The following is a 21,919-nucleotide window of genomic DNA, read 5'->3' as shown; positions in this document are numbered from 1 at the left end:
ACCGCGATGGCGCGCGTGTACTACGGCAACCAGATGTCGCTCGACGGGTACGTCGCCGACCGCGAGGGGCGTTTCGACTGGGCGATGCCCGGCGAGGACGTGCACGCGGCGATCAACGACGACCTCCGCGGGGTCGGGACGTTCCTGCTCGGACGGCGCGTCTGGGAGGTGCTGCGCGCATGGGACGTGATGGACCTCGACGGCGAGCCCGAGCCGATCGTGGACTTCGCCGCGATCTGGCGCGCCGCCGACAAGGTGGTGTACTCGCGCACCCTGGCCGAGGAGGAGCTCGAGACGGCGCCGCGCACGCGGCTCGCGCGCCGGTTCGACGTCGACGAGGTGCGCGAGTTCGCGACATCCGCCGACCGCGGCGTGTCGATCGGCGGGCCCGAGCTCGCGGCGCAGGCGCTCGCCGTGGGGCTCGTCGACGAGATCGCGCTCTGGACGTACCCGGTCGTGGTGGGCGGCGGGACGCCGGCCTTCGCGACGGGAGCGGATGGCGCGCCCGACCGCCTCGACCTCGAGCTGGTCGAGACGCGCCGCCACGAGGGCGGGGTCGTGGGGTTGCGCTACCGCCCGCGCCGCTGAGCGCGTACGGGGTTCGCCCGTCGCCTCAGCCCTGCGGCGACGCGTCGTGCGGACGGGCCTCGTGGCCCGGCAGGCCGCGCGTGCGCTCGCGCTCCTTCATCTCGGCCTCCCACAGGTGACGGCGGCCGCCGACGAGCTCGTCTCGGGCGGCCTGGTCGGCCGCCTTGACCGCGGCGAAGTAGCCGGCGTCGTACTCCTCGACGATCTGGAACGTCCAGCGGCCCTCGAGCACGTTGCGACCCACGATCTCCCGATCGATGCGGTCGGCGATCTCGTCGTGGCCGGCCTTGCGGAACAGCTCGACCGCCTCGCCGATGCCGAGGTCGGCCGTGCCGGTGAGCCGGTGGAACCGGTAGAGCGAGCCCCGGGCGTCCTCGAGCACCTCGAGCGCTTCCGAGAGCTTGCCGAGCGCCTCGATCGTGAGGTCCGAGACGCCGTCTGGCCGCGTGTGCTCGGGGAGGGGCTCGTCGGGCACGGTCTCGTCGTCGCGCGGGCTCATGCCTGCATCATGCCGAGCGGATGTCGCGAGCGACACCCCTTGTCCGGGGAGGGGCGCCCCGGGATCGATGTGCTCAGGCGCGACGCGGGCGGGTGCGCTCGCGCGCGGCCGGCGCCGCGAGACCCGCGATCACCATGAGTCCCAGGAGCAGCAGCAGCCCGTTGAGGATGCCGAACTGCTCGCCGAGGAACCCGATGAGCGGCGGCCCGACGAGGAACGCGCAGTAGCCGATCATCGCGACCGCGGAGACGCGCGCTGCGGCATCCGCTCGATCGGGGACGTCGGCCGCAGCCGACATGCCGACCGGGAAGGCGAGCGAGCAGCCGACGCCCCAGAGGGCCGCGCCGGCGACGAGCATCCAGGTCTCGGTCCCGAAGATGAACATCGAGAGGCCGATGACGCCGATGCCGGCCATCACCTGCAGCACGATGACGCGGCCGAACCGGTCGATGAACGGGCCGCCGAGCACGCGCGCGGCGGTGATCGCGACCGTGAACACCGTGAAGATCGCGGCGCCGGCGGTCGCGTCGAAGCCGTGGCCGTCGACGACGGCGAGCGCGAGCCAGTCGTTGGCGCTGCCCTCGGCGAACGCCATGCCGAGCATGACGACGCCGATCAGCAGCAGGCGCACGTCGGCCCACACCGAGAGGCTGCGCTTGAGCCGCACCGTCCACGGGTCGCGGGGGGCGTCGGTGTGCGGGTCGTCGCCGAGCTCCTCGCGGACGGGCACGAAGCGCACCGCGATGACGACCGCGACGGCGATCACGGCCGCGATGATGCCGAGGTGCACCGACACCGACAGGGCGAGGGCGGATGCCACGGCCGCGAGCCCGGCGCCGGCGACCGTGCCGAAGCTGAAGAACGCGTGCATGAGGGGCATGACGGTCTTGTCGAGCTCGCGCTCGGCCTCGGCGCCCTCGACGTTCATCATGACGTCGACCGCGCCGTTGCCGAAGCCGAACAGCGCCAGGCCGATCACGACGAGCACCACGCTCGGCAGCGCCGAGCCGCCGATGCCGACGAGCACGAGCCCGACCGAGACGGTGACCAGCACGCCGATCATGCCGAGCCGGGCCCCGAAGCGCGCCATGAGCCACGGCGCGGCGATGAGCCCGCCGATCGAGCCGATCGATCCCGCGAGGATGACGAGGCCGACGCCCTGGGTGCTCAGGCCGACGTCGTCGCGCACGACCGGGAGGCGGGCGACCCAGCTCGCGAGGCTGAGCCCCGAGAGGAAGAAGATCGCGAAGATCGCGTTGCGCCACGCGATGAGCTCGCGGCGCGGGCGGGCGGATGTCGCGTCCGCCGGGGTCGCGTCGCGAGTGGCGTTCGACTGCTGCTCGTGTTCGGTCATCGTCTCTGCGCTGTCTCGGTGCTGCGACATTACTGCCTCGTCGTCGAAGTGGTCTGGGTGGCTCAAGCGTCGAATCGATTCGAGTCGAATCGATTCGACTGTACCGGCGAGGCGCGCTGCGGCGCAACCCGAAGTCACGGCGTTCTCGCAGCAAAGGGGGACTGGTGCGGCTGACACGCGCGTGTGATGATCATCCCAATCGAGGACGACGCAACTTGCACTGCGCCGTCCTCGTCCATGTTCCGGCTCCGTCTCGCCCGGCTCCCGCTCCCCGCGTCACACGCCCGTCTGGCGTGACTACGATGGCTGGGTCACCTCGACGAGCGCCGTGACCCTCGGCGCACGAAGCCGGCGCCGGCCCACCCCGCGGGCGCCCGTACGAAGAAGGCACACCGCCGATGAAGGCCCTGTACAAGTCCGCGCCCGGCGCGGGATTCGAGTTCGTCGACCGCCCCGAGCCCGAGCCGGGCCCAGAGGACGTGAAGATCCGGGTGCTCCGCACCGGCATCTGCGGCACCGACCTGCACATCGAGCAGTGGGACGACTGGTGCTCGTCCGAGATCCGCACGCCGCTGATCCCCGGCCACGAGTTCTACGGCGAGGTCGTCGAGGTCGGCGAGCTCGTGCACGACGTCGCGGTCGGCGACCGCGTCTCGGGGGAGGGCCACATCGTGTGCGGCATGTGCCGCAACTGCCGCGCGGGCCGACGCCAGATGTGCATCCGCACGATGGGAGTCGGCCTGCACCGCGACGGCGCGTTCGCCGAGTACGTCGTGATCCCCGGCGAGAACGTGTGGGTGCACCATGCGCCCGTCGAGCCCGAGGTGGGCGCGATCTTCGACCCGTTCGGCAACGCCGTCCACACCGCCCTGGCGTTCTCGCTCGTCGGCGAGGACGTGCTCGTCACGGGCTGCGGCCCGATCGGCCTGATGTCGATCGCGGTCGCCCGCCACGTGGGTGCGCGGTTCATCGTCGCGTCCGACGTGAGCCCGGCCCGGCTCGAGCTGGCGACGCAGATGGGGGCGGATGCCACAGTCGACGTGTCGAGCGAGCGGGTCCGCGACGTGCAGCCGCGCCTCGGCATGCGCGAGGGCTTCGACATCGGCTTCGAGATGTCGGGATCGGCGAAGGCGCTGCCCGAGATGATCGAGAACATGAACCACGGCGGACGGATCGCGCTCCTCGGCCTGCCGAGCGAGCCCTACGCCATCGACTGGGGCAAAGTCGTGACCCACATGCTCACGCTCAAGGGCATCTACGGCCGCGAGATGTTCGAGACGTGGAACTCCATGAGCGCGATGCTGCAGACGAGCGCCGAGCTGCGCACGCGCGTGGCATCCATCATCAGCGATCGCTACCCGGCGCACGAGTGGCGGGCGGCGTTCGACGCGGCCGCGTCCGGCGGCGTCGGCAAGGTCATCCTCGACTGGACGGAGGTCTGAGCGTGTACGGATCGGTGAAGGAGCAGCTGCGGGCGGAGCTCGACGAGATCGAGGCCGCCGGGCTCACGAAGCGCGAGCGCGGCATCCACGGCCCGCAGTCCTCGGAGATCGAGGTCGCCGGGCGCGAAGTGCTGAACTTCTGCGCGAACAACTACCTCGGGCTCGCGAACGACCCGCGCATCGTCGCCGCCGCCAACCGCGGTCTCGACGAGTGGGGCTACGGGCTCGCGAGCGTGCGCTTCATCTGCGGCACGCAGGAGCTGCACCTCGAGCTCGAGCGCGCGGTCTCGGACTTCCTGGGTTACGACGACACGATCCTGTTCTCGTCGTGCTTCGACGCGAACGGCGGCGTCTTCGAGGTGCTCTTCGGGCCCGATGATGCGATCATCTCCGACGAGCTCAACCACGCGTCGATCATCGACGGCATCCGCCTGTCGAAGGCGCAGCGGTTCCGGTACCGCAACCGCGACATGGCCGACCTCGAGGCGAAGCTGCAGGAGGCGTCGGGTGCGCGCCGCCGCGTGATCGTCACCGACGGCGTGTTCTCGATGGACGGCTACATCGCGCCGCTGCAGGAGATCTGCGACCTGGCCGAGAAGTACGACGCGCTCGTCTTCGTCGACGACTCCCACGCCGTCGGGTTCGTCGGCGAGCACGGTCGGGGAACACCCGAGTACTGCGGCGTCGAGGGCCGGGTCGACATCACGACCGGCACGTTCGGCAAGGCGCTCGGCGGGGCATCCGGCGGTTACGTCGCGGCCCGCCAGGAGATCGTCGACCTGCTGCGCCAGCGCGCACGGCCGTACCTCTTCTCGAACACGCTCGCACCGGCGATCGTCGCGGGCACCATCGAGGCGCTGCGGCTCGTGTCGGAGTCGGGCGACCTGCGGGAGCGGCTCGTCGCGAACGCCGCGCTGTTCCGCGAGCTGATGGCGGACGCGGGCTTCGAGCTGCTGCCCGGTTCCCACCCGATCGTGCCGGTGATGTTCGGCGACGCCGCGCTCACCGCGCGCATCGCCGATGCCCTGCAGGAACGCGGCGTGTACGTCACGGCCTTCTCGTACCCGGTCGTGCCGAAGGGCCTGGCCCGCATCCGCGTGCAGCTGTCGGCGGCGCACACCGAGCACGAGGTCCGCCGGTGCGTCGCGGCGTTCACCGAGGCGCGTGACGCGGTGGGCGCTGCGGCGTAGCGATGGGCTCGGCACCGCGCCCGTGAATCGCGGAATCCTCATCCTCGAATCGATTCGACCTAGAATCGGACCGTGACCATCGATTCGCCCGCACCCGAGACCGGCGCCCTCCCGCGCGTGACGCTCGCCGACGTCGCCGCGAAGGCCGGCGTGTCGGCCTCGACCGCGTCGCTCGCGTTCAGCGGCTCTGGGCCGGTGTCGGATGCCACGAAGGAGCGCGTGCTCGCCGCCGCGGCCGAGCTCGGCTACGGCGGACCCGACCCGCGGGCACGCTCGCTGCGTCGCGGCCGCTCGGGCATCGTGGGGGTGGTGCTCGAGGAGCGGGTACGCGCCGCATTCCTCGACCCCGTGAAGATCCAGACGCTCGACGGCCTCACCGAGGGCATCGCGCCGCTCAAGGCCGGGCTGCTGTTGCTGACCGACTCCGGCGACGACGAGGCACCCGTCAGCATCGACACCGCGCCGCTCGACGCGGTCGTGCTCATCGGCTGCAGCCCGCGATTCCAGAGCCAGGTCGAGTCGCTCCAGCGGCGCGGCATCCCGATCGTCGCCATCGAAGGAGCGCCCGGCGGCGACATCCCCGAGATCACGATCGACAACCGCGCCGCCACGCGACTCGGCGCCGAGCACCTGCGCGACCTGGGGCACACGGATGTCGCGACCGTCACGCTCCCGTTCGAGCCCACGCGCACGCGCGGCACGCTCACCCCCGCGATGGAGTCGGACGCGACGGTCGACACCTCGGTGGAGCGCCTGCGCGGCGCGCGCGACGTCTTCCCCGGCCTGCGAGTGCAGGTCGGCGCGGCGAGCTCGATCGAGGAGGGCCTCGAGGCGGGTCGCGCCATCCTGGCCGACGCCGCGACACGGCCGACCGCGGTCATCGCGCAGAGCGACCTGCTCGCGGCCGGGGTCATCCAGGCGGCCGAGGAGCTCGGCCTGCGCGTGCCCGAGGACGTGAGCGTGATCGGGTTCGACGGCATCCGCGTGGACGGACTGCAGCACGACCTCACGACGCTCGTGCAGCCGTCGGTGGCGAAGGGTCGCGCGGCCGGCGAGGCGATCGTCCGCATGCTGTCCGGCGCGCCCGCCGCGGGCACCGACTTCACGAGCACGCTCCACGTCGGCGACACGACCGCCGCGCCGCGCGCCTGACGCCGACTATTCGGGCGCGATCTCGCCCGAGCCCGAGACGGTGCTGCGCACCTCGGGCCGCCCCGAGTAGCGCACGGTGCCGCTCCCGGAGAGCGTGACGTCGAGCGTGTCCGACGCGTCCACCGAGATCTCGCCGGAACCCGAGAGCACCACCTGCGCCGTCGTCGCGCTCAGGCCGCTCGCGTCGATGTCGCCCGACCCGCTCAGGTCGATCCTCAGCTCATCGGCGCTGCCCGTGGTCTCGATCTGGCCCGAGCCGCTGATCGTCAGGTGCACCGAGGATGCGTCGAGCTCATCGGTCTCGATGTCGCCCGAGCCGCGCAGGTCGACCGTGACCTCCTCGGCGTCGCCGAACTCGGCGGAGATGTCGCCCGACCCGTTGATGATCACGGATTCGAGCGAGGTCACGGTGACCTCGATGTCGAGGTCGCGCTCGCCGACGATGAGCGGCCCGCGGCGCATCTCGATCACGAGCCGGTCACCGTCGTTCTCGGCGACGAGGCGATCGAGCACGTTCTCGCCGCCGGTCACGGTGAAGGACGGCTCGTCGCCGAGGCGGATGGTCAGGTCGCCGCCGCTGCGCAGCTCGACCTCGGTGGCATCATCGATGTCGCGGTCCTCGGTCCGGCGGTCGCCCGCCGTGACGAACGGCACGCACGCCGTCAGGACGAGCATCGAGGCGGCGACCGCGACGGCTCCGGCGACGCGGGGAACGGTGGCACGTCGGCTGGACATGGCGGCTCCTTCGTCGGGGTGTGGGATGCCTCGACGCTAGCGAGCCGTGACGTCGGCCCGCGGGCCGTTGGTCACGCGGGCGCGCCCGTCACGATCCACGCCCGGCCGCGCGCGCGGAGCCCGAGCGTCACCGCACGAGCGGCCAGGTACCCGATCGCGAAGGCCGCGGTGAGGGCCGCGAGCGCGACGGCGCCGGACACCGCTGCGCCCGAGGCATCCGCCCACCACACGACCGCGAACGCGAGCGGCACGAACGCCGCGAGGTTGACGCCGCCGGTCCAGGCCAGGTAGCGCGCGTCGCCCGCGCCGATCAGCACGCCGTCGAGCACGAACACGAGCCCGCCGAGCGGCGCCGACAGCCCGAGCACGACGAGCGACGGCGGCAGCAGGGCCGCGACCTCGGCCGACGACGTGAAGACGACGGGCAGCACCCACGCGGTCGCGATCACGAGCGCGCCGATGACGGCGCCGGCGCCGATGCCCCACTCGACGCACCGACGCAGGACCGCACGGACGTGTGCGACGTCGCCCGCGCCGAGCCCCTTGCCGATGAGTGCCTGCGCCGCGATCGCGAGCGCGTCGAGCGCGAAGCCGAGCGTGAAGTAGATCGTGATGGCGACCTGGTACGCCGCGAGCTCATCGCGCCCGAGGGATGCCGCGGCCCACGTCGCGAGCAGCAGCGCCACGCGGAGGCTCAGCGTGCGGAGGAAGAGCCATCCGCCCGACTTCGCGCCGCGCAGCACGCCGGCGTGGTGCGGCCATGGGCTCGCGCCGACCCGCGCCACGTGCCGCGCGATCACGACGAGGTAGACGAGCACCATGCCCCACTGCGCGACGACCGTGCCGATCGCCGATCCGGCGATGCCCCAGCCGAGGCCGTAGATGAACAGCGCGTTGAGCGCGATGTTGGCGGTGAAGCCGAGGCCCGCGACCCACAGCGGCGTCCGCGTGTCCTGCAGGCCGCGCAGCAGGCCGGTCGCCGCGAACACCACGAGCATCGCCGGCAGTCCGGCCATCGAGATCGTGAGGTAGGTCGTCGCCTGGGCGGACACCTCGGCGGACGCGCCGAAGGCGCTCACGAGCCACGGCGAGGCAAGCCATCCGAGCACGCCCAGCACGGCGCCCAGCCCGAGGGCCAACCACAGCCCGTCGACCCCCGAGGCGACCGCCCCACGCTCGTCGCCCGCCCCGAGCCGGCGGGCGACCGACGGCGTCGTCGCGTACGCGAGGAAGATCATGAGGCCGATGATCGTCTGCAGCACCGCGCTCGCCAGGCCGAGGCCCGCGAGCGGTGCCGCGCCGAGGTGCCCGATCATCGCGGTGTCGGCGAGCAGGAACAGCGGCTCGGCGACGAGCGCGCCGAGCGCGGGCACGGCGAGCCGCAGGATGTCGCGGTCGACCTCGCGGCGCGCGGCGACGTCGATGGTGGAGGAGTCGCTCACTCGGACTCGACGATCTCCTTGCCGAGCGGCGCGAGCGACACGGGGATCAGCTTGAAGTTGGCGATGCCCAGCGGGATGCCGATGATCGTCAGGCACATGATCACGCCCGTGATGAGGTGCTCGAGCGCGAGCCACCAGCCGGCGAGGAGCACCCAGACGACGTTGCCGAGGAACGAGAGCACGCCCGAGCGGGGCTTCGAGACGACCTCGCGCCCGAACGGCCACAGCGAGTAGTTGGCGATGCGGAAGGACGCGATGCCCCACGGGATCGTCACGATGAGCACGCACATGAGGAGGCCGGCGAGCATGTAGCCGATCCAGAGCCAGATGCCCGCGAGCACCAGCCAGATGACGTTGAGGATCGTGTTCATGGTGGCTCGATCCTCGCACCCCGCGCCGACGTTGGCGAGGGCCCCGGCGCCTCGGCCGCGCACGCCGCGCCCGGGCGTATGATGCGGCCGTGACCACTCGGGAGTCGGTCCGCGCGATGCGGCGCCTCCGCGTCAGGCGGAAATTCCGGCTCCACCCTGCCCAGGCGGTCGTGGTCGGGTTCGCCATCACGGTGGCCGTCGGCACGCTGCTGCTGTGGTTGCCGCCCATGACCGTGAACCCCGACGGCACGTCGTTCATCACCGCGCTGTTCACGTCGACCAGCGCGGTGTGCGTCACCGGGCTCACGGTCGTCGACACGCAGGCGCACTGGAGCCTGCTCGGGCACGTCGTGATCATGGTGCTCATCCAGCTCGGCGGGCTCGGCATCATGATCTTCGCGTCGCTCATCGGGCTCGTGCTCGCGCGCAAGATGTCCGTGCGATCCCGCCTCAACACCGCGGCCGAGGCCAAGGCGGTCGGCTACGACGACGTGCGCGGACTGGTCCGGGGCATCGTGCTCATCTCGTTCGCGATCGAGGCCGTCACCTGGGCGTTCCTCTTCCCGCGGTTCCTGTTCGGCTACGACTACTCGCCGGCCGAAGCCTCCTGGTACGCGCTGTTCCACTCGGTCTCGTCGTTCAACAACGCCGGCTTCGCGCTCTACTCCGACAGCCTCATGCAGTTCGTCGACGACCCGTTCATCTGCCTGCCGATCTGCGCCGCCATCATCCTGGGCGGACTCGGCTTCCCGGTGATCATGCAGCTGCGCAAGGAGCTCACGCGCCCGCTGCACTGGTCGATGAACACGAAGCTCGTGCTGTGGGCGACCCCGATCCTGCTGCTCGCGGGCACCGCGTACCTGACGGCGGTCGAGTGGGACAACCCCGACACGTTCGGCCGGCTGAACCCCGCCGCGAAGATCCTCGCCGGATTCTTCGCCTCGGTCCAGACGCGGAGCTCCGGGTACAACACCGTCGACACCGGCCTGATGCGCGACGAGAGCTGGGTCGGCATGGACGTGCTCATGTTCATCGGCGGCGGTCCGGCGGGCACGGCGGGTGGGATCAAGGTCACCACGTTCGCGGTGCTCTTCTTCATCCTGATGACCGAGCTGCGCGGTGAGGGCGCCGTGAACATCTTCGGCAAGCGCCTCTCGCGGGCGGTGCACCGCCAGGCGATCACCGTGGTGCTCATCGCCGTCGGGGCCGTCATGTCGGCGACCGTGGTGCTCATGCTGCTCACGGGCCTCACGTTCGACGTCGTGCTGTTCGAGGTGATCTCGGCGTTCGCGACGGTCGGCCTGTCGACCGGCATCACGGGGGACTTCGCCGACATCGAGCAGGCCGTCCTGGTCGTCCTCATGTTCGCCGGGCGACTCGGTCCCCTCACGCTCGGCACCGCGATCGCGCTCCGCGACCGCCGCATCCTGTACGAACTCCCGAAGGAAAGGCCCGCGATTGGCTAGGTTCACGCTCTTCGGCGGCGCATCGGACACGTCGCGCCGCATCGCCGAGGCCGATTCGGTCGCGGTCATCGGACTCGGACGGTTCGGCACGTCCTTGGCGCTCGAGCTCATGGCGGGCGGCACCGAAGTACTCGGCATCGACGCCGACGAGGAGATCGTGCAGTCGCTCAACGGCGTGCTGACCCAGGTCGTGCGCGCCGACTCGACGAAGAGCGAGGCGCTGCAGCAGCTGGCGGTCGACGAGTTCGACCGGGTGGTCGTCGCGATCGGGTCCGACATCACCGCGTCGATCCTCACCTGTTCCGTGCTGCTCGGCATGAAGGTGCCCGGCATCTGGGCGAAGGCCGTCACCGAGCAGCACGCGCTCATCCTCGAGCAGCTCGGCGTGCACCGCGTGATCCGTCCCGAGGCCGAGATGGGCCGGCGCGTCGCGCACCTGGTCCGCGGCGCCGCGCAGGACTACATCGAGATCGACCGCGGGTACGCGATCGTGAAGTCCATCCCGCCGGCGCGGCTCCACGGCATCCCGCTCGGGAAGACCGGCCTGCGCAAGGAGTTCGGCGTCACCATCGCGGCATTCAAGAAGCCCGGCGGCGAATGGCACAACGCCGACGCCGAGACCGTGCTGAGCGAGGGCGACACCATCCTCATCGTGGGGCCCACGCGCAAGGCCGAGGGCTTCGCCCAGTTGCGGTGACGGGCGGATGGCGCGCCGTCGCGCCATCCGTTCAGCCGCTTCGAAGCGACCCGCCGCATAGGCTGTGGGGATGAGCGCTGCGACGACGCCCTCCGGCATCATCCTCGACGAACTCGACCCCGACGTGCGCCCACAGGACGACCTGTTCCGGCACGTCAACGGCAAGTGGATCGCCCGCACCGAGATCCCCGCCGACAAGGCGCGCTACGGCAGCTTCATCGTGCTCTACGAGGAGGCCGAGAAGGCCGTCCGCGAGATCATCCAGGAGTCGCAGCAGGCCGAGCCCGGCACCGAGGCCCGCAAGGTCGGCGACCTGTACGCGTCGTTCATGAACGAGGAGCGCGCCGAACTGCTCGGGGCGACGCCGATCGCGGGGCAGCTCGTCGAGGCGTCCCTTCCGGGCACCGTCGAGCAGCTGCTCGAGACGGCCGGCCGGCTCGAGCGCCAGGGCGTCTCCGGCTTCGCGCAGCTGTTCGTCGACAACGACCCCGGCGATCCCGAGCGCTACCTCGTCTTCGTCGAGCAGGGCGGCATCGGGCTGCCCGACGAGAGCTACTTCCGCGAGGAGCGGTTCGCGCCGATCCGCGAGAAGTACCTCGCCCACCTCGAGCGCATGTTCGGGCTCGCGAAGCTCGACGATCCGGCCGGCCGGGCCCGGCGCGTGTTCGACCTCGAGACCGAGGTCGCCGCCGCGCACTGGACCAACGTCGACTCGCGCGACAGCCAGAAGACGTACAACCTGATGCCGTGGGCGGATGTCGCGGCCGCGGCATCCGTCGACCTGGACCTGTGGCGCAACGCCATGGGCGTCCCGGCGCGCGCCTTCGACGAGCTCGTCGTGCGCCAGCCCAGCTTCGTCGAGGGCGTCGGCCGGCTGCTCACCGACGACCGGCTCCCGGCGTGGCGCGACTGGCTCGCCTGGCAGGTCATCAGGTCGAGCGCCGCGTACCTCTCGTCCGACTTCGTCGAGGCGAACTTCGACTTCTACGGCCGCACGCTCACAGGGACGCCCGAGCTGCGCGAGCGATGGAAGCGCGGCGTGTCGTTCGTCGAGGCCTCCATGGGCGAGGCCGTCGGCCGGATCTACGTCGAACGGCACTTCCCGCCGGCGGCGAAGGAGGCGATGGACGAACTCGTCGCGAACCTCGTGGAGGCATACCGGCGGTCGATCTCCGAACTCGAGTGGATGGGCGAGGAGACCCGCGCGAAGGCGCTCGACAAGCTCGAGAAGTTCACGCCGAAGATCGGCTACCCCGTGAAGTGGCGCGACTACTCGACCATGGCGGTCTCCGCCGACGACCTCGTCGCGAATGTCCGCGCCGCGGCCGAGTTCGAGTTCCTTCGACAGCTCGGCAAGATCGGCGAGCCCATCGACCGCGACGAGTGGTTCATGACGCCGCAGACGATCAACGCCTACTACAACCCGGGCTTCAACGAGATCGTGTTCCCGGCCGCCATCCTGCAGTTCCCGTTCTTCGACCCCGAGCGCGACGCCGCGTCGAACTACGGCGCGATCGGCGCGGTGATCGGGCACGAGATCGGTCACGGCTTCGACGACCAGGGTTCGCGCTTCGACGGCGACGGGCGCCTCATCGACTGGTGGACCGAGGCCGACCGCGCGGCGTTCGAGGAGCGCACGAAGGCACTGATCGACCAGTACGACGCGCTCGTGCCCGAGCAGCTCGAGGCGTCTCCCGACGGCGAGCACCACGTCAACGGCGCCCTGACGATCGGCGAGAACATCGGAGACCTCGGCGGCCTCGCGATCGCGTTGAAGGCGTACCAGCTCTCGCTCGGGAAGAAGAAGCCACCGGTGATCGACGGCATGTCGGGCGCCCAGCGGTTCTTCCTCTCGTGGGCGCAGGCGTGGCAGTTGAAGGGCCGCGACGAGGAGGTCATCCGCCTGCTCGCGATCGATCCGCACTCGCCGAACGAATTCCGCTGCAACCAGATCGTCCGCAACATCGACGAGTTCTACACTGGCTTCGAGGTCACTTCCGATGACGCGCTCTGGCTCGATCCGGCCGAGCGCGTGCGCATCTGGTAGCGCCCCGCCCAAACCGCCGTCCATCCCGTCGCACGCACCGCTTGGCCGCGGTGGGGGAGCGCGCGACCCGAACGAAAGCCGCCTGTACCGTCGTGGTGACCTCGTCGCAGGAATCCGAGCGCCGTGCTCGACATGCCAGCATCAATCGAGGACGCCGCCGAGCCGACGAACCGAACGAGGACTTCTCGCGCGGCTTCGACACGCTGGGCGAGTTGGCGCTCGCGGGCGTGCAGGTGTCGGCGCGGGCGACCGACCTGGCGACGGGTCGCGTGCTGTTCTCGGTCGACGACCACGTGGTGATGCCGACCGCGTCGATCGGCAAGGTGCTCCTGCTCGTCGAGGTCGCCTCGCGACTCGGGCACGCGAGTCCCGAGGCGTTCACCGTGCTCGACCGGGCGCCGCGCGACGCGGTCGGCGACTCGGGCATCTGGCAGCACCTGCAGACGCCGTCGCTGCCCATGGCCGACCTCGCCGCGATGGTCGGCGCGACGAGCGACAACCTCGCCACGAACGTCCTCATCCGGCACATCGGGCTCGAGGCCGTGCGCGCCCGGACCGAGGCGCTCGGGTTGACGCGCACGGCACTGCTCGACCTGGTGCGCGACCATCGGGGGCCCGACGACGCGCCGCAGCTCTCGATCGGATCGGCGAAGGAGCTCACCTGGCTGTTCGCCTCGCTCGCGCGGGGCGAGATCGTCAGCCCCGAGGTCTCGCAGCGGGTCGTCGGCTGGCTCTCGCTCAACGCCGACCTCTCGATGGTCGCGGCGGCCTTCGGCCTCGACCCGCTCGCGCACCGGATGCCCGACCACAACCTGCTGCTGATGAACAAGACGGGCACCGACGGCGGCGTGCGCAGCGAGGTCGGCGTGCTGCGCGGTCCCCGTGCGAGCGTCGCCTACGCGGTCTCGATGTACTTCGCCGACACCATGCTCGCGTCGCGGCTGGCTGTGCTCGACGGCATGCGGCAGGTCGGCGCCGACCTGCTCGAGTACGTGCACTGAGCATCGCACCGCCGCGCCGATCGCCCACCTGAATTGGGGGGTTGCCGCGTGCCGGGCACGGGCGCATACCTGAGGAAGGTTCGGGTGGATGCCGCGATCCTCACGCCACGCGGCATCCGCCCGGCTACTCGGCCGCGGGTGCGTCGACCGCGGCCCGCGTGAGGCGGTCGATGCCCTCGAGCACCGCGCGGTGCGTCACGGAGGCGCCGAGCACGCGGAAGTGCCCGGGTACGGGCACGCGGATGTTGGTCGCGCCGTCGAGCACGCTGCCGTCGGGGATGTGCGGGTCGAAGCGCCCGAACACCGAGACGATCCGCGAGTTGACGGATGACGCGCGGCCGAGCATCACGATGGTCTCGTCGCTGGGCAGCAGCGCGCGCACGCTCGGGTCGATGAGGAGCCGGGCGAGACGCGAACCCGCGAACGGCGTGGTGATGGCGACCAGTCCCAGGAGGCCGCGTGCGCCGGCGGGCGCGGCATCCGGCTCGGACACCAGCAGCTGCTTGGCGACCAGGCCGCCCTTGCTGTGGGCGACGATCACCCGGCCCGCCGGCGGCACCGGCACCTTGGCGAGCGCGCGGCCGAGCCGGCGCGCGGTGTCGGCGATGCCGCGGCGGTTCGTCCCCATGCCGTGCACGACGCGCACCCGGTAGCCCGCACGATTCACGGCGTCGCCGAGAGGCCGCATGAACGACCAGTGCTCGTAGATGCCGGGCAGCATCACGATCTCGGGCAGGCTCGCGTCGCCCGTGCGCCAGCGTGCCGGCGGGATCCACCCTTCGAACACGATCGCGACCTGGCGCCATCCGGCGTAGACGTAGTCGCCCGCCCACCACCAGGCGCGTTCGACGTGCGACGGCTCCTCGGGCAGCGACACCCGCTCGACCTCGCGGCCCACCGCCTCCCCGCGTGCGTGCGCCTCGATGAGCTCGGCGACGCGCTCGCCCGCCGTGACCATCGTCTCGTGTCCGCGGTCGGGCACCTCGACGAAGCGGCCGTCGGGCAGGATGTTCGCGACCTCCTCGGCCCACGGGCGCGGCGCGAGGCGGTCGTGCTCGCCGCGGATGACGAGCGTCGGCGCCGCGACATCCGGCAGCACCAGCTCGATGCGGTGCGCGAGCATCTGGTACAGCTTCTTGAAGTACCAGCGCGGGCCGGCCTGGAGGTACATGCGGAGGCCGACCACCACGACCTTCGGGCGAAGCAGCGAGGGGTCCTCGAGCAGGCGGATGGCCTGGACGACGCCGGAGCGCTCGCGTGGGTTCACGGTCGGCGCGATGAGCACGACCGAGGCGACGAGGTCCGGCCGCTGGGCGGCGGTCTCAGCGACGATCTGCGTGCCCATCGAATGGCCGACCAGCACGACCGGCGCCGGCAGCCCCTCGGCCTCGATCAGCTCGGCGAGGTAGGCGCCGGCCTCCGACATGGTCTGCGGATGGCGCGGCTCGGGCGCCTCGCCGAAGCCGGGTAGGTCGAGCGCGAGCACTCGGCCGTCGCGGGCGAGGGCGTCGGCGAGGTCGGAGAAGTACCGGTGCCCCATGCCGATGCCGTGCACGAGCACGAACGTCGTCGCGCCGTCGCGCTCGCCGCCCGACTCGGTGACGACCGTCACCGCGTCGCCGCGGCGGAACTCGCGGATGCGGTCCACCCGGCCCCCTTCGCTCGCGCCCCTCAGGAGAACGGAGGCTGCGCAGGAGCGGATCGGACGTCTCGTCCTGAGCAGCGCGTGAACTCCTCAGACCGAGTCTGCCGGATGGTGCTGCGCGGGCGCGCTTTCGTCGGCAGGGGGTTGCGCGGCTGCCCGTGCCGGTACGACCGCTGCCGCGCGGTCACTCCGCCGGCCGCCGGCCCGCCCGGCCCATCCTGGTCGGGTCGGGAGGAGATCGCGCGCTCGGGAGGAGGGTTTCGCGGGATCGATCCTCCGGTCCGCGCGATCTCCTCCCGCGGGTTCGGGTTCAGTCGATGAGGTCGGATGCCGCGAGGCGGCGCAGCACCTCGACGCCCGCCGGCGGGCAGCGGTGCGCGTCGGCGGTGCCGACCCAGTGCACCGCGCCCACCTCGCCCGAGGGTGCCGGCGCGGCATCCGTCTCGGCGAGGAAGACGTGCATGAGCACGTGCCGGCCCTCGGCCTGGCCGTGCGCGAGCTCGCGAACGGTGAACGCCTCGGCGAGGCCCGCAGGATCGAGCGCGATGCCGACCTCTTCACGCGCTTCCCGCGCGGCCGCCTCCGCCGGCGTCTCGCCCGGGTCGATCTTGCCGCCCGGCATGTAGTGCACGTCGCGGCCGCGCGCCGTGACCATCAGGACCCGTCGGTCGCGCACGAGCGCGATGGCGGCGACGTGCAGGTCGGGCGGTTGCGGCATCCGCCCAGCCTACGGAGTCGCCGGAACCCTACGGGTGCTGCTCGCTCGTGAACACGTCGTTCAACGTGACGGTCGTGAGCCCGCGCTCGTCGAGGATCGACTCGAGCCGCGGGAACACGTGCGTCACGGGGTCGTGGTTGAGGTGGCCGATGATGATCCTGCCCGCGGCGAACCACTCGACGGCCAGGTCGATGATCGCCTGCTGGCTGAGCTCCCCGGAATCACCGAGCGAGCCGTACCAGAGCGTGGGCACCGTGTAGCCGATCGCCGCGGCCGCGGCGTCGACGCGGCCGTCGTGCAGCCCGTACGGCGGGCGGAAGTACGGGCGCGCGTCCACGCCGTACACGGACGCGAGGTAGTCGTGGTTGCGCTGCAGCTCGGCCTGGATGCCCGCGTCGTCGAGCGTCGTGAGGTCGGGATGCGACCACGTGTGGTTGGCGAGCTGGATCTGCCCGCTCTCGACGAGCGGCCGTATCGCGTCGGCGTTCTCGTCCCACGAGGCGTAGGTTCCGTTCACGAAGTAGGTGAGGCGGATGCCGCTGCGCGCCGCGAATGCGGTGTAGGCGGCGACCACGGCCGAATCGGTGCCGTCGTCGACGGTCCAGGCCATCACGTCGCCCGCCTCGGGCGGCAGGGCCGTGAGCGCGCCGGGCGGCACGGGGACGCGGTCGAGGTCGGGCCCCGCGGCGAGCACCGGCTCGGGTGCCGGATCTGATGCTGTCGACTGCCCGTCCGCCGCGCACTTGACGAGGACGGCCGCGGCGCCCAGGCCCAGCCCCGCGAGCAGCGCGCGGCGCGTCAGGCTGCCCATCGTGCTCCCCACCGGTGCCGGCGTTCCGACGCCTCGCGGCCGTTGTACACCAGTCCGGGTGCCGTCGCCGGTCGCGGCGCCCGTGCGGCGCGGATCCCGCGACATCCGCCCCCTCTCGCATTTCGTAGGATGGACGGGACTTCGGGCGAATTCGCCCCGACCCCCACGCACACACCAGGACCATTGGAGCCACCGTGGCCGCACCCAGCCGTCTCGACGCCGTCATCACCCTCGCCCAGCACCGGGGCTTCGTCTTCCAGGCGGGTGAGATCTACGGCGGATCCCGGTCGGCCTGGGACTACGGCCCCCTGGGCGTCGAGCTCAAGGAGAACATCAAGCGCCAGTGGTGGCGCACCGTCGTGCAGGGCCGCGACGACGTCGTCGGCCTCGACTCGAGCGTCATCCTGCCCCGTCAGGTGTGGGAGGCGTCGGGCCATGTCGAGGTGTTCACCGACCCGCTGATCGAGTGCCTGCACTGCCACAAGCGCTTCCGCGAGGACCACCTCATCGAGGCGTACGAGGAGAAGAAGGGCCGCGCGCCCGAGAACGGCCTCGGCGACATCGTCTGCCCCAATTGCGGCACGCGCGGCCAGTGGACCGAGCCCCGCGCGTTCTCGGGCCTGCTCAAGACCTTCCTCGGCCCAGTCGACGACGCGGCCGGCCTGCACTACCTGCGCCCCGAGACCGCGCAGGGCATCTTCGTGAACTTCGGCAACGTGCTGCAGGCCGCCCGCATGAAGCCGCCGTTCGGCATCGGCCAGATCGGCAAGTCGTTCCGCAACGAGATCACGCCCGGCAACTTCATCTTCCGCACGCGCGAGTTCGAGCAGATGGAGATGGAGTACTTCGTCGAGCCCGGCACCGACGAGGAATGGCACCAGTACTGGATCGACGCCCGCCTGCAGTGGTACGTCGACCTCGGCATCGACCCCGAGAACCTGCGCCTGTTCGAGCACCCGAAGGACAAGCTCAGCCACTACTCCAAGCGCACGGTCGACATCGAGTACCGCTTCGGCTTCACCGGCGGCGAGTGGGGCGAGCTCGAGGGCGTCGCGAACCGCACCGACTTCGACCTGTCGACGCACGCCGAGCACTCCGGCAAGGACCTCTCGTTCTTCGACCAGTCGCGCAACGAGCGCTGGACGCCGTACGTGATCGAGCCCGCGGCCGGCCTCACGCGCTCGCTCATGGCGTTCCTCGTCGATGCGTACCACGTCGAAGAGGTGCCGAACGCGAAGGGCGGCACCGACTCGCGCACCGTGCTCAAGCTCGACCCGCGCCTCGCGCCCGTGAAGGCCGCCGTGCTGCCGCTCTCGCGCAACGAGCGCCTCTCGCCGCTCGCGCGCGAGGTCGCCGCCAACCTGCGCAAGCTCTGGAATGTCGAGTTCGACGACGCCGGCGCGATCGGCCGCCGCTACCGCCGCCAGGACGAGATCGGCACGCCGTTCTGCGTCACGGTCGACTTCGACTCGCTCGACGACGACGCCGTGACGGTGCGCGACCGCGACACGATGCAGCAGGAGCGCGTGCCGCTCGCCGAGCTGCAGACGTACCTCGGGACGCGCCTGCTCGGGGCGTAGGTCGCCGCGCCGCGCGCGCGCTGCGCTCGCGTCGCACCATCCCTCGCTCGCGACTCCCGAGTTGTTGCGGGTCGACCCGCGGGAACCCGGGACTCGCGCGTTTCAGGCGGACGTGACCACTCGCGAATCCCGAGTTCGCGCGGGTGCAGCCGCGGAAACCCGGGAATCGCGTGGGTTCTCGCGAGGATGCGTGGTGCTCGCGCTCGCGCGTCAGGCGCGCGGGGCGCGGAGGGCGCGCCACTCGCGGCGGAGCATCGCGTACACGGCGGTGTCGACCCATCCGTCGTCGTCGTACTGGTCCTCGACCAGGGTCGCCTCGCGACGCAGGCCGAGGCGTTCGCAGAGCCGGGCGGATGCCGCGTTCCGCACGTCGAGGTGGGCGAAGACGCGGTGCGCGGCGAGCCGACCGAATGCGAGGTCGAGCAGCACGGCGGCGCCCTCGGCCGCGAGGCCGCGCCCCTGGAAGCCGGAGTGGACGACCCAGCCGACCTCGAGCTGCGCGTGCTGCCGGCTGCCGAGCCGGATCATGAGGTCGCCGACGACGCGATCAGGGCGGGGATGCCCGAGCGCGACCTCCTGCGTCGACGGCTCGCCCCTGAGCACCATCGCGAGGAAGACCGCGTCGCCGTCGGCCTCGAGCCGGCGCATGGCGGCCCGCACGCGGGTGTGCTCGGCGGCCTCGTCCCGGTTGCGCTGGGGCCACGGGATGTAGCGGAGCACGTCGGGCAGGCGCTGGTACTCCCACACGTCGTCGGCGTCGGATGCCGCGAGCGGGCGCAGCACCATCCGCTCGGTGTGCAGCGGCCGGTGGTCGAGCACGGCCATGTCGAACGGAAGGCGCAGCGCGGGCGGGCCGGCGTCGGCGGCTTCGTCGGGGAGGGCGTGCATCGTCACGCAGCGTACCGCGCGCTCGAGGTCAGATCGCGTCGCGCTCGGTGTCGGTGATGCGGGCTCCGAGCTCGCCCGAATCGGCGGATGCCGCTGCCTCGGCGTCGGCCCGGATGCCGAAGATCGCCTCGAGGCCCTCGAGCCACGCCTGCTGCTCGCCGGCGCGGGCGTACTCGCGCGAGCGGACCATGGGCGTGTGCAGGAGCACGCCGGCCATGTGCCGGAGCGCCGCCTCAGTGCGGCCGTCGTCGTCGCCGCGCGAGCGGGCGCGCTCGATCTCGCCGTCGAGCACGTCGAAGACGTGCCGGCGCAGCGCCACGACGGCGGGTGCGAGGTCGAGCTCCTCGCCGACGCGACCGAAGTTGCGCGCGGCGCGGTCGACGAGCTCGCGCGCCGCGTCGGTCGCGCCGAACTCCTCGAGCGGCGCGTGGATCTTGATGGTCTCGAGGTCGAGCAGTTCGACGCCCGCGACCTCGACGACGTCGGTCGCGACGTTGCGCGGCAGGCCGAGGTCGATCACGAGCTGGCGAGGCGCGTCGGCGGTCGCGGCATCCGCCGGCACCGCGGGATCGGTCGACCCGCGACCCGGCAGCAGCGCGACGGGCACCGGACCGGCCGCGACGGCGAGTTCGGTGCGGCCGAGCTCGAGCAGCTCGCGGTCGACGACGTGGTGCTCGACCGTGGTGCAGGTCACGATGAGGTCGGCACCGGCGGCGGCCGTCGCGTAGTCGCCTGACGAGACGGCCTCGATGCCGTGGCTCGCGGCGAACTTGGGGCCGCGGCCGGTGGGCGAGTACACGGCGACGTCGGCCACGCCGCGGTCGCGGAGGGCGGCGAGCGAAGCGCCGGCGTAGCGGCCGGTGCCCACGAGGAGCACGCGCACGGCCGACCAGTCGGTGATGCGGCTCTCGGCGAGGTCGAGCGCGAGGCGCACGAGGGAGCGACCCTCGGCGCCGATGCCGGTGCGGTTCTTCACGCGGCGTGAGGTCTGCGAGGCGCGCTGGAACAGCCGCTCGAGCTCGGGCGTCGTGGTGCCGTCGTGGCGCGCGCGCTCGAGCGAGCGACGGACCTGGCCGGCGATCTCGCCCTCGCCGACGACGACCGACTCGAGGCCGGACGCGACCGAGAAGAGGTGGCCGGCGACCGCGTTGCCGTGCACGAAGCCGAAGGTGGTGCGCAGTTCGTCGGCCTCGAGCCCGGCGACCTCGCCGACCGCGCGCACCGCGTCGTGCACCGCGTCGACGGGCGAGTCGCCCTCGGGGGTGTCGAGGTCGAGGTACGCCTCGAACCGGTTGCACGTCGCCACCACCACGGCGCCCTGGACGGCGGGATGCCCGTCGAGGAGGCGCGGCGCGGCGTGCTCGGAGGACGCCGAGAGGCGTTCGAGCATGTCGAAGCCGGCGTTCTTGTGGCTCGCGGTGAGACAGATGAGCACCCGACGATTCTACCGGTGGTCGAAACGTGCTCCGACCGGCGGGTCGCCGTGCGTCAGGCGGCCGCGCCCTGGCGGATGATCGGGATCGCGCCGGTCAGCGGCGGCAGCTCGAGGCCCTCGGCCGCCAGAGCGGCGCGGTGCCGGGCCTTCCAGGCTCGCACCGTGGCGAAGAAGGGCGCGTCGGTCAGGGCGTAGCGGCCGACGCGCGGGTCGCTGAGCATGACCGGAAGTTCGATCGAGGCGCCGCCGCGCCGGATGCGCACGACCGCGACGGGCACGCTCGCGCTGCCGACGACCGTGCGGTCCGAGCGGATGTTGCGCACCTCGCGCCACGGGAAGGCCGCGACGCGCTTGGGCCGCCGCCCGCCGCCCCAGAACGAGATGCCGGCGTCGTCGGCGACGATCGAGAAGCGTGCCGGGAGCGCGACGCCCCGACTGCCGGGCCGGCTGAGCTCATCGAGGCGGGCGACGAGGTCGCGATTGCGGATGCCGCAGCTCACGGCGCCCGCGTGGACCGAGCCCAGCGCGCGCCGACGCGCGTCGGCACGCGCGGCCGCAGCGGCGCGACGCAGCAGCGCGACGGCGATGACCGCCGCCGCCACGGCGGCCACGCCGAGCACGACGGGCGTGGGATGCACCTCGGGCAGGCCGGTGATCACGCGCTCCACATCGCGCTGGCCGAGCACGAGCCCGGCCACGAGGAGGGCGGCCGCGACGGCCACGAGGGTGGTGAGTGCGGTGCGATACCGCGAGGCGATGCTCGGCACGATGGGAGCTCCGTGGGTTGCGGAGGCGCGCCGTCGCATGGTCGGCATCGACGCGTCGTCGTGGGTCGGGAGCGCACGACGGGTCCGACCA

The 21,919-nt window shown here is 71.8% G+C and carries 20 protein-coding genes; 9 read left to right on the top strand and 11 right to left on the bottom strand.

The genetic code is table 11. The features are described from left to right. Positions 1-6 precede the first annotated feature (6 nt). Positions 7-588: a dihydrofolate reductase family protein gene (locus ACFQ58_RS01520; protein WP_376948843.1), complete on the top strand. Its 582-nt coding sequence runs from the start codon at positions 7-9 to the stop codon at positions 586-588. 25 nt (positions 589-613) lie between these two features. On the opposite strand, the gene ACFQ58_RS01515 is transcribed toward ACFQ58_RS01520, so the two are convergent. Both ACFQ58_RS01515 and ACFQ58_RS01510 read right to left on the bottom strand, forming a co-directional pair. Next, entirely contained in the window at positions 614-1,087 is a 474-nt protein-coding gene (locus tag ACFQ58_RS01515) for a hypothetical protein (protein WP_376948841.1), read from the bottom strand. A 73-nt stretch (positions 1,088-1,160) separates the two neighbouring features. Continuing rightward, the gene (locus ACFQ58_RS01510) at positions 1,161-2,471 is read right to left on the bottom strand and encodes an MFS transporter (protein WP_376948839.1); all 1,311 of its coding nucleotides are present in this window, start codon (positions 2,469-2,471) and stop codon (positions 1,161-1,163) included. A 368-nt stretch (positions 2,472-2,839) separates the two neighbouring features. Between ACFQ58_RS01510 and tdh the strand changes: the two genes are divergently transcribed. From tdh to ACFQ58_RS01495, 3 genes are all read left to right on the top strand, one after another. Then, entirely contained in the window at positions 2,840-3,883 is a 1,044-nt protein-coding gene (tdh, locus tag ACFQ58_RS01505; RefSeq protein WP_376948837.1) for an L-threonine 3-dehydrogenase, read from the top strand. 2 nt (positions 3,884-3,885) lie between these two features. After that, a complete protein-coding gene (locus tag ACFQ58_RS01500) occupies positions 3,886-5,073 on the top strand; it encodes a glycine C-acetyltransferase (RefSeq protein WP_376948835.1) in 1,188 nt (395 codons plus the stop codon). 78 nt (positions 5,074-5,151) lie between these two features. Further along, on the top strand, positions 5,152-6,225 hold the full coding sequence (locus tag ACFQ58_RS01495; RefSeq protein WP_376950315.1) for a LacI family DNA-binding transcriptional regulator: 1,074 nt from the start codon (positions 5,152-5,154) through the stop codon (positions 6,223-6,225). A gap of 6 nt (positions 6,226-6,231) precedes the next feature. Here ACFQ58_RS01495 and ACFQ58_RS01490 read toward each other — a convergent pair whose 3' ends face one another. The 3 genes from ACFQ58_RS01490 to ACFQ58_RS01480 all read right to left on the bottom strand — a co-directional run bounded on the left by ACFQ58_RS01490 (position 6,232) and on the right by ACFQ58_RS01480 (position 8,773). After that, positions 6,232-6,960 carry a head GIN domain-containing protein gene (locus ACFQ58_RS01490; RefSeq protein WP_376948833.1) on the bottom strand — a complete coding sequence of 243 codons (729 nt, stop codon included), beginning with the start codon at positions 6,958-6,960 and terminating at the stop codon, positions 6,232-6,234. 71 nt (positions 6,961-7,031) lie between these two features. After that, on the bottom strand, positions 7,032-8,402 hold the full coding sequence (locus tag ACFQ58_RS01485) for an MATE family efflux transporter (protein WP_376948831.1): 1,371 nt from the start codon (positions 8,400-8,402) through the stop codon (positions 7,032-7,034). Continuing rightward, a complete protein-coding gene (locus ACFQ58_RS01480) occupies positions 8,399-8,773 on the bottom strand; it encodes a YccF domain-containing protein (protein WP_376948829.1) in 375 nt (124 codons plus the stop codon). Before ACFQ58_RS01480 ends, ACFQ58_RS01485 begins: the two co-directional genes overlap by 4 nt. Before the next feature lie 116 nt (positions 8,774-8,889). Between ACFQ58_RS01480 and ACFQ58_RS01475 the strand changes: the two genes are divergently transcribed. The 4 genes from ACFQ58_RS01475 to ACFQ58_RS01460 all read left to right on the top strand — a co-directional run bounded on the left by ACFQ58_RS01475 (position 8,890) and on the right by ACFQ58_RS01460 (position 13,984). Next, on the top strand, positions 8,890-10,239 hold the full coding sequence (locus ACFQ58_RS01475) for a TrkH family potassium uptake protein (RefSeq protein ID WP_376950314.1): 1,350 nt from the start codon (positions 8,890-8,892) through the stop codon (positions 10,237-10,239). After that, positions 10,232-10,936 (top strand): potassium channel family protein, encoded by a 705-nt coding sequence (locus tag ACFQ58_RS01470; RefSeq protein ID WP_376948827.1) that lies wholly within the window; start codon positions 10,232-10,234, stop codon positions 10,934-10,936. The genes ACFQ58_RS01475 and ACFQ58_RS01470 overlap by 8 nt, the downstream gene beginning before the upstream one ends. 70 nt (positions 10,937-11,006) lie before the next feature. Beyond that, the gene (locus ACFQ58_RS01465) at positions 11,007-12,983 is read left to right on the top strand and encodes a M13 family metallopeptidase (RefSeq protein WP_376948825.1); all 1,977 of its coding nucleotides are present in this window, start codon (positions 11,007-11,009) and stop codon (positions 12,981-12,983) included. A 95-nt stretch (positions 12,984-13,078) separates the two neighbouring features. Beyond that, positions 13,079-13,984: a serine hydrolase gene (locus ACFQ58_RS01460; protein ID WP_376948823.1), complete on the top strand. Its 906-nt coding sequence runs from the start codon at positions 13,079-13,081 to the stop codon at positions 13,982-13,984. A 124-nt stretch (positions 13,985-14,108) separates the two neighbouring features. On the opposite strand, the gene ACFQ58_RS01455 is transcribed toward ACFQ58_RS01460, so the two are convergent. From ACFQ58_RS01455 to ACFQ58_RS01445, 3 genes are all read right to left on the bottom strand, one after another. Next, positions 14,109-15,632: an alpha/beta fold hydrolase gene (locus ACFQ58_RS01455; RefSeq protein WP_376948821.1), complete on the bottom strand. Its 1,524-nt coding sequence runs from the start codon at positions 15,630-15,632 to the stop codon at positions 14,109-14,111. A 307-nt stretch (positions 15,633-15,939) separates the two neighbouring features. Beyond that, a complete protein-coding gene (locus ACFQ58_RS01450; RefSeq protein ID WP_376948819.1) occupies positions 15,940-16,347 on the bottom strand; it encodes an NUDIX domain-containing protein in 408 nt (135 codons plus the stop codon). 28 nt (positions 16,348-16,375) lie between these two features. Next, complete coding sequence (locus ACFQ58_RS01445; protein WP_376948817.1) at positions 16,376-17,158, bottom strand: polysaccharide deacetylase family protein; 783 nt, start codon at positions 17,156-17,158, stop codon at positions 16,376-16,378. A 194-nt stretch (positions 17,159-17,352) separates the two neighbouring features. Between ACFQ58_RS01445 and ACFQ58_RS01440 the strand changes: the two genes are divergently transcribed. Then, positions 17,353-18,738 (top strand): glycine--tRNA ligase, encoded by a 1,386-nt coding sequence (locus ACFQ58_RS01440; protein ID WP_376948815.1) that lies wholly within the window; start codon positions 17,353-17,355, stop codon positions 18,736-18,738. A gap of 210 nt (positions 18,739-18,948) precedes the next feature. On the opposite strand, the gene ACFQ58_RS01435 is transcribed toward ACFQ58_RS01440, so the two are convergent. From ACFQ58_RS01435 to ACFQ58_RS01425, 3 genes are read right to left on the bottom strand one after another with little or no spacing between them, the layout of a single operon-like run. Next, positions 18,949-19,626 (bottom strand): GNAT family N-acetyltransferase, encoded by a 678-nt coding sequence (locus ACFQ58_RS01435; RefSeq protein ID WP_376948813.1) that lies wholly within the window; start codon positions 19,624-19,626, stop codon positions 18,949-18,951. Between the two features lie 28 nt (positions 19,627-19,654). Then, the gene (locus ACFQ58_RS01430; protein ID WP_376948811.1) at positions 19,655-21,061 is read right to left on the bottom strand and encodes a glutamyl-tRNA reductase; all 1,407 of its coding nucleotides are present in this window, start codon (positions 21,059-21,061) and stop codon (positions 19,655-19,657) included. 53 nt (positions 21,062-21,114) lie between these two features. Then, positions 21,115-21,828 (bottom strand): hypothetical protein, encoded by a 714-nt coding sequence (locus ACFQ58_RS01425; RefSeq protein WP_376948809.1) that lies wholly within the window; start codon positions 21,826-21,828, stop codon positions 21,115-21,117. Between the last annotated feature and the right edge of the window lie 91 nt (positions 21,829-21,919).

Source organism: Agromyces sp. NPDC056523, from assembly GCF_042794545.1.
Classification (GTDB): domain Bacteria; phylum Actinomycetota; class Actinomycetes; order Actinomycetales; family Microbacteriaceae; genus Agromyces.
The sequence above is the reverse complement of the archived record's forward strand: the minus strand, read 5'-3'. Positions and strand labels throughout refer to the sequence as shown.

Bases quoted from the DNA above. Each gene is read 5' to 3' on its own strand.
- ACFQ58_RS01520 (WP_376948843.1), top strand. From the start codon at position 7: ATGGCGCGCGTGTACTACGGCAACCAGATGTCGCTCGACGGGTACGTC.
- ACFQ58_RS01515 (WP_376948841.1), bottom strand. From the start codon at position 1,087: ATGAGCCCGCGCGACGACGAGACCGTGCCCGACGAGCCCCTCCCCGAG.
- ACFQ58_RS01510 (WP_376948839.1), bottom strand. From the start codon at position 2,471: ATGTCGCAGCACCGAGACAGCGCAGAGACGATGACCGAACACGAGCAG.
- tdh (WP_376948837.1), top strand. From the start codon at position 2,840: ATGAAGGCCCTGTACAAGTCCGCGCCCGGCGCGGGATTCGAGTTCGTC.
- ACFQ58_RS01490 (WP_376948833.1), bottom strand. From the start codon at position 6,960: ATGTCCAGCCGACGTGCCACCGTTCCCCGCGTCGCCGGAGCCGTCGCG.
- ACFQ58_RS01480 (WP_376948829.1), bottom strand. From the start codon at position 8,773: ATGAACACGATCCTCAACGTCATCTGGCTGGTGCTCGCGGGCATCTGG.
- ACFQ58_RS01475 (WP_376950314.1), top strand. From the start codon at position 8,890: ATGCGGCGCCTCCGCGTCAGGCGGAAATTCCGGCTCCACCCTGCCCAG.
- ACFQ58_RS01465 (WP_376948825.1), top strand. From the start codon at position 11,007: ATGAGCGCTGCGACGACGCCCTCCGGCATCATCCTCGACGAACTCGAC.
- ACFQ58_RS01450 (WP_376948819.1), bottom strand. From the start codon at position 16,347: ATGCCGCAACCGCCCGACCTGCACGTCGCCGCCATCGCGCTCGTGCGC.
- ACFQ58_RS01445 (WP_376948817.1), bottom strand. From the start codon at position 17,158: ATGGGCAGCCTGACGCGCCGCGCGCTGCTCGCGGGGCTGGGCCTGGGC.
- ACFQ58_RS01435 (WP_376948813.1), bottom strand. From the start codon at position 19,626: ATGCACGCCCTCCCCGACGAAGCCGCCGACGCCGGCCCGCCCGCGCTG.